Origin of the sequence: Waltera acetigignens, from assembly GCF_025567015.1 — a bacterium.
Lineage (GTDB): Bacteria > Bacillota > Clostridia > Lachnospirales > Lachnospiraceae > Acetatifactor > Acetatifactor acetigignens.
Window position 1 is genome coordinate 113,534 of the sequence record NZ_JAOQJO010000015.1, and the last position, 6,108, is coordinate 119,641.

Annotated in this window: 5 protein-coding genes and 2 tRNA genes; 5 read left to right on the forward strand and 2 right to left on the reverse strand. The window is 45.2% G+C overall.

The window, feature by feature from the left end:
* The first annotated feature begins 27 nt into the window (after positions 1 to 27).
* The 3 genes from OCV96_RS14285 (at position 28) to OCV96_RS19520 (ending at position 2,365) form a co-directional block, all read left to right on the forward strand.
* Positions 28 to 1,071 carry a threonine aldolase family protein gene (locus tag OCV96_RS14285; protein WP_262594770.1) on the forward strand — a complete coding sequence of 348 codons (1,044 nt, stop codon included), beginning with the start codon at positions 28 to 30 and terminating at the stop codon, positions 1,069 to 1,071.
* 461 nt (positions 1,072 to 1,532) lie between these two features.
* Positions 1,533 to 1,877, forward strand: coding sequence for an alpha/beta fold hydrolase (locus tag OCV96_RS19515; protein ID WP_330672230.1), 345 nt, complete (start codon positions 1,533 to 1,535; stop codon positions 1,875 to 1,877).
* 44 nt (positions 1,878 to 1,921) lie between these two features.
* Positions 1,922 to 2,365: an alpha/beta fold hydrolase gene (locus OCV96_RS19520; protein ID WP_330672231.1), complete on the forward strand. Its 444-nt coding sequence runs from the start codon at positions 1,922 to 1,924 to the stop codon at positions 2,363 to 2,365.
* Between the two features lie 506 nt (positions 2,366 to 2,871).
* Here OCV96_RS19520 and OCV96_RS14295 read toward each other — a convergent pair.
* Positions 2,872 to 2,946, reverse strand: a tRNA-Pro gene (locus tag OCV96_RS14295).
* Between the two features lie 132 nt (positions 2,947 to 3,078).
* Positions 3,079 to 3,153, reverse strand: a tRNA-Pro gene (locus OCV96_RS14300).
* Positions 3,154 to 3,429: 276 nt separating this feature from the next.
* Between OCV96_RS14300 and OCV96_RS14305 the strand changes: the two genes are divergently transcribed.
* Together OCV96_RS14305 and OCV96_RS14310 are read left to right on the forward strand one after the other, a co-directional pair.
* Positions 3,430 to 3,999, forward strand: coding sequence for a TetR/AcrR family transcriptional regulator (locus OCV96_RS14305; RefSeq protein ID WP_118504311.1), 570 nt, complete (start codon positions 3,430 to 3,432; stop codon positions 3,997 to 3,999).
* 151 nt (positions 4,000 to 4,150) lie between these two features.
* A partial coding sequence (locus OCV96_RS14310; RefSeq protein WP_262594771.1) for an oleate hydratase occupies positions 4,151 to 6,108 on the forward strand: 1,958 nt, incomplete at its 3' end.

A 6,108-nucleotide genomic window follows, 5' to 3' on the forward strand; every position in this document is an offset into this window, starting at 1 on the left:
ACACTGTCACGGCGGTGTCAATAAAAAATGAGCGATAAGATTTTATTCCAGTGTGACTATAATGAGGGAGCGCATCCGAAGGTGCTGGAGCGCCTGGTGCAGACCAATATGGAGCAGACACCGGGCTACAGTGAGGATAAATACTGTGAAGAGGCGCGCGCGAAGATCCGTAAGGCCTGTGGGGATGACAGCCTGGCAGTCCATTTCCTGGTAGGTGGGACCCAAACCAATGTCACAGTGATCAATGCAGCACTTCGCAAGCACCAGGGCGTGCTCTGCGCTGTCACGGGACATATCAATGTCCATGAGACTGGTGCGGTGGAAGCCTGCGGACATAAGGTACTGGGACTAGAAAGCCCCGACGGTAAGATCACGGCAGCACAGGTAGCAGAGGCTTACGAAGCCCATATTCACAACGACAGCTTTGAGCACATGGTACAGCCGAAAATGGTTTATATTTCCAATCCCACCGAGGTGGGAACCATTTACAGCAAAGCGGAACTGACCGCTCTGTCCGAGACCTGTCACAAATATGGACTGTATCTGTTCTTAGATGGCGCCAGACTGGGCTACGGACTGGCAGCGCCGGACAACGATCTGACATTGCCGGATATCGCGGCACTTTGCGATGTCTTTTACATTGGTGGAACCAAGGTCGGTGCATTGTTCGGAGAAGCAGTAGTGATCAAAAATCCGGAGCTTGCACAGGATTTCCGGTATATTATCAAGCAGAATGGCGGCATGCTTGCCAAGGGAAGACTGCTGGGACTGCAGTTTGATGCGCTTTTCACAGATGGTCTCTATCAGGAGATCTCCGCCCATGCCATTGCCATGGCGGAGAAGCTGCGGGAAGCATTTACGGCGAAGGGCTACAACTATCTGGCGCCCAACCGGACGAACCAGATCTTCGTCATTGTGCCGGATGCACACCTGGCGAAGATTTCAGAACAGTTCGAGTACAGCTATGACCAGCGGATCGATGCCACACACAGCTGCGTGCGATTCTGTACCAGCTGGGCCACGAAGGAAGAAAATGTGGATTCACTGATCCGGTGCGTGGAAAAATTATAATATGTTTGGAAGATTCCGCAAGCCGGGAAAGGTTTGCGGAATTTTAAAAATCAGTAATCAATGAGGTATAGAACAGAGGAGAAAACACATGGATAAAGAAATGACCAATGCCATTCAGTTAAGCATCATTTCAGTGGTTATTGGGCATTGTTTGTTAGTTTAACGATTATAGGAATTGTAAAAATACTGATGGTCTATTTCAAATTTGAACAAGGTAAAAAGATAATTACCGCTTTGTCTGTAGGACTTAGTATAATTGCTGTTTTGTTTTTGGCTATGGCAAGAGAGCCGTATGCGATAACCGTAATGTTCTTATTATTGTTTATTAAAGGCGGTCTGCTTTATAAACAAGCTAAGGCAGGTCAATGAGATATCCGATGAGGTCTTCTGTTAATCGGTCAATGAAGGTGGCATATGAAGGATAAATCATTGGGAAATGATTTATGGAAAGGGGACGGGAAATGACAGAAAACAGTTATAATACACCCTGTGGCTGCATTCATTATTTTGTAAATATAATAGATAAACAGAAAATTACGTTAGTGTTTTTACCGGGACTTACGGCAGACCATAGGCTTTTTGAAAAGCAGACAGAATATTTTGAGAAGAGACAGAATGTGTTTGTATGGGATGCACCATCACATGCATTATCCAGACCATTTACGAATAATTACAGTCTGTCTGACATGGCAGAATGGCTTTATGAAATCTTAGTAAAAGAAGAAATTTATAATCCCATAATTATCGGTCAGTCTATGGGGGATATCTGGCTCAAATGTATATGGAATTATATCCGGATAAGATAAAAGGCTTTATCTCCATTGATTCTGCACCTCTTCAAAAGTCTTATATGACCGCAGTGGAAATATGGCTTCTTGAAAGAGCAGAGCCATTATATAAGATATATCCATGGAAAGTGCTTCTTAGGGCAGGGTCAAGAGGGTGCGCAGAGACGGATTATGGTCAGAATCTTATGCGGAAGATGATGATGTCCTATGATTCAGATCCTGAAGAATATGCAAGGCTCGCCGGTTTTGGGTACAGAATGCTTGCTGAGGCAATCAAAGCAGATCTGCCATATCGTATCAGTTGTCCGGCACTTCTTATCTGTGGAGAAAAGGATAAAGCAGGTTCAGCAAAAAGCTATAATAAGAAATGGCATCAGAGAGACGGTTTACCGCTTAAATGGATAAAAAATGCCGGTCATAATTCCAATACTGACCAACCGGATGAAGTAAACAGACTGATAGAAAAATTTTTCAGCGAGGTAGATGGGAAAGGAGTGTCTGGATGATTAAGTGGAGCTCATAAGCATGCTGAAATTGTGTTTGTTAAGCCCCACTAAATCTTGAGTACTGGGGGTTAATTTATAATTTCTTTGTGCTAAGCCCCGTTGGCGTTCTGAAAGTGGGGCGTAAATCTTTAAAATGTTTCAGATAAGCCCCGTTGGCGTTCTGAAAGCGGGGCGTAAATCTTAAAATGTTTCAGATAAGCCCCGTTGGCATTCTGAAAGCGGGGCGTAAATCTTAAAATGTTTCAGATAAGCCCCGTTGGCGTTCTGAAAGCGGGGCGTAAATCTTTAAAATGTTTCAGATAAGCCCCGTTAGTGTTTCGATAGTGGGGCGTAATCTACCAAAATTCTACAGTATACCCCGATGACTTCCAAGCAGAAAGATTCAATACGCATATGTGGCTATAGGGAAACACCAAAAGGAAACATAGAGAAAATCAGAAAAGTACCATGATACAACATGAAATGTAACAAAAAAAGTCCTTGAAAATCAAGGACTTTACAATGAATCGGAGTGGCGGGATTCGAACTCGCGACCTCCGCCTCCCTAAGACGGCGCTCTAACCAAGCTGAGCCACACCCCGGAACGAAAATTATCATAGCATAGAATTTTATAAAAAGCAAGCCATTTTTTAAATTTTTCAAATTTTTTCTACAATTTTCAAAAGCAAAAGACGTCAAAACCTCGTAAAAAGATTTTGACGCCTATACATGAATCGGAGTGGCGGGATTCGAACTCGCGACCTCCGCCTCCCTAAGACGGCGCTCTAACCAAGCTGAGCCACACCCCGAAACGCAAGTAAGATAATACCATGGAATTTTACAAAAAGCAAGAGTTTTTTTATAAAAAGTTAATTTGCCCATTTTGAGTCTATTGTCGTACAATATAATGAGTATAAGGAAGTCAACATGTTTACATGATTGACGAACGACAACCTTAGCGAATGAATATCCTGTGAAGTAAGATGTAGAGTACGATGGTACGAATGCGTGAGCTTATAATAGAATTACATAAGCTATATCGAGGAAGAACAGAAAATAATACATAAAACAGTGGAGGACAGGCTATGGCCAATACAACGAAACTGGCGTTGGAAGCAGCTTTGAAAAAAGAACTTCTCACGAAGTCTCTGGATAAGATCACCATTAACGAACTTGCAGAGGACTGCGGCATCAGCCGGATGGCTTTTTACTATCATTTCAAGGACATCTATGATCTGGTAGAGTGGGTCTGCGTGGAAGACGGCACGAAGGCACTGCAGGGGAAGAAGACCTACGAGAACTGGCAAGAAGGCTTCTGCCAGATTTTCGAGGCAGTGCAGGAGAATAAACCTTTCATTATGAATGTCTACCGCTGCGTGGATCGCCAGAAGATCGAAAGCTACTTAAACAAGTTGACCTACCAGCTCATTGCGGACGTGGTGGAGGAAAAGTGCACCGGCATGCAGGTAGCGGAGGAACACAAGGAATTCATTGCCGGATTTTACAAATACGGTTTTGTGGGTGTGATGTTAGACTGGATTGATCGGGGAATGAAGGACGATTATCATAAGATCGTTGAAGAACTGGCAATCACTCTTTACGGAAACATCAGCCGCTCCATCGAGAATTTTGAGCACACGGAAAAGAAATTCTGAAATAGTATAAGTACTTTACAAAAAGGGCAGGATGATAAAAACTTTATCATTTATCCTCTTTTGTAAATTGGTTTTCTTATAAAAAAGAAGTAGGATACTATTTGTAAACAGAAAAACATTTGAGAGTCATCAAAGAAAGGTGGTAATCATTATGGCAAAAAAGAATAATATCGGACTGGGACTGGCAGCGCTGGCAGTAGGTGCAGGCGCAGTGGCAGCAGTAACCAAGGGACATAAGGCAGAGGTGAAGAAAGAGGAGAGAAAGGCAGCTGTCAAGGCAGCCAAGAAAGACTACCGTAACACTGAGCTTGGGAGATATGACAAGAACAGCAAAGGCATTTATTATTCCAACGGTAACTACGAAGCCTTCGCAAGACCTAAGAAGCCTACAGGAGTGGACGAGAAGAATGCTTACATCGTAGGCAGCGGATTGGCATCTTTAGCAGCAGCGTGTTTCCTGGTACGTGACGGACAGATGCCCGGTTCCCATATTCACATCTTAGAGGCAATGGATATCGCAGGCGGTGCCTGTGACGGTATTTTTGATCCTGCCAGAGGCTATGTCATGCGTGGCGGACGTGAGATGGAGAACCATTTTGAATGTCTGTGGGATCTATTCCGCAGCATTCCCTCTCTGGAAGTACCCGGAGCCAGCGTGCTGGATGAGTATTACTGGCTGAACAAGGAAGATCCCAACTATTCTCTGTGCCGTGCAACGAAGGATTGTGGACAGGATGCCCATACCGATGGCAAGTTCAACTTAAGCCAGAAGGGCTGCATGGAGATCATGAAGCTGTTCATGACAAAGGACGAGGATCTGTATGACAAGACCATCGAAGATGTTTTCGATGATGAAGTATTTAACTCCACCTTCTGGTTATACTGGAGAACCATGTTCGCTTTCGAGAACTGGCACAGTGCACTGGAAATGAAGCTTTACTTCCAGAGATTCATCCATCATATTTCCGGACTGCCTGACTTCAGTGCCCTGAAGTTCACCAAGTACAACCAGTACGAGTCTCTGATCCTTCCCATGAAGAAGTATCTGGAGGCAGCAGGTGTGGACTTCCAGTTCAACACCGAAGTGACAAATGTTATTTTTGATATCAATGACGGCAAAAAGGTGGCAAAGGCTATCGAGTGCAAGGTAAAAGGTGTAGAGAAGGGCATTGTCCTCACCGAGAACGACCTGGTATTCGTTACCAACGGAAGCTGTACCGAGGGTACTATCTACGGTGACCAGAACCATGCACCCAACGGTGACGCGGAGGTTCGCACCAGCGGCGTATGGAGCCTGTGGAAAAATATCGCAAAACAGGATCCTTCCTTCGGACATCCCGAGAAGTTCTGTTCTGATGTCTCCAAGACTAACTGGGAATCCGCTACCGTGACCACACTGGATGACAAGATCATTCCTTATATCACCAATATCTGCAAGCGTGACCCCAGAAGCGGTAAGGTCGTAACCGGCGGTATCGTAAGCTGCCAGGATTCCAAGTGGCTCATGAGCTGGACAATCAACCGTCAGGGACAGTTCAAGGAACAGGACAAAAATCAGGTATGTGTATGGGTATACGGTCTGTTTACCGACGTACCCGGCGATTATATTAAGAAGCCCATGAAGGATTGTACCGGTAAAGAGATCACCGAAGAGTGGCTGTATCACTTAGGTGTGCCCGTAGAAGATATCGAGGATCTGGCAGAGCACAGCGCAGTCTGCGTACCTACCATGATGCCTTATATTACCGCATTCTTCATGCCCAGAACCAAGGGTGACCGTCCCGATGTCATTCCCGACGGCTGTGTGAACTTCGCTTTCTTAGGCCAGTTTGCAGAGACCCCGAGAGACACCGTGTTCACCACAGAGTATTCCGTGAGAACCGCTATGGAGGCTGTCTACGGACTGTTAGGTGTAGACAGAGGTGTGCCTGAGGTATGGGGAAGTGTATATGATGTCAGAGAGTTATTGGACAGCAGCGTGAAGCTGATGGATGGCATGTCTCCTCTGGAGATTGAACTGCCCGGACCTTTAAATGCACTGAAGAAGCCGCTGCTTCGCGTAATGAAGGGCACTGTAGTGGAAAAACTGTTGCGTGACCACAATGTGAT

Excerpts from the sequence above, each read along its gene's own strand:
- OCV96_RS14285 (WP_262594770.1), top strand. The coding sequence starts at position 28 with ATGAGCGATAAGATTTTATTCCAGTGTGACTATAATGAGGGAGCGCAT.
- OCV96_RS19515 (WP_330672230.1), top strand. The coding sequence starts at position 1,533 with ATGACAGAAAACAGTTATAATACACCCTGTGGCTGCATTCATTATTTT.
- OCV96_RS19520 (WP_330672231.1), top strand. The coding sequence starts at position 1,922 with ATGACCGCAGTGGAAATATGGCTTCTTGAAAGAGCAGAGCCATTATAT.
- OCV96_RS14305 (WP_118504311.1), top strand. The coding sequence starts at position 3,430 with ATGGCCAATACAACGAAACTGGCGTTGGAAGCAGCTTTGAAAAAAGAA.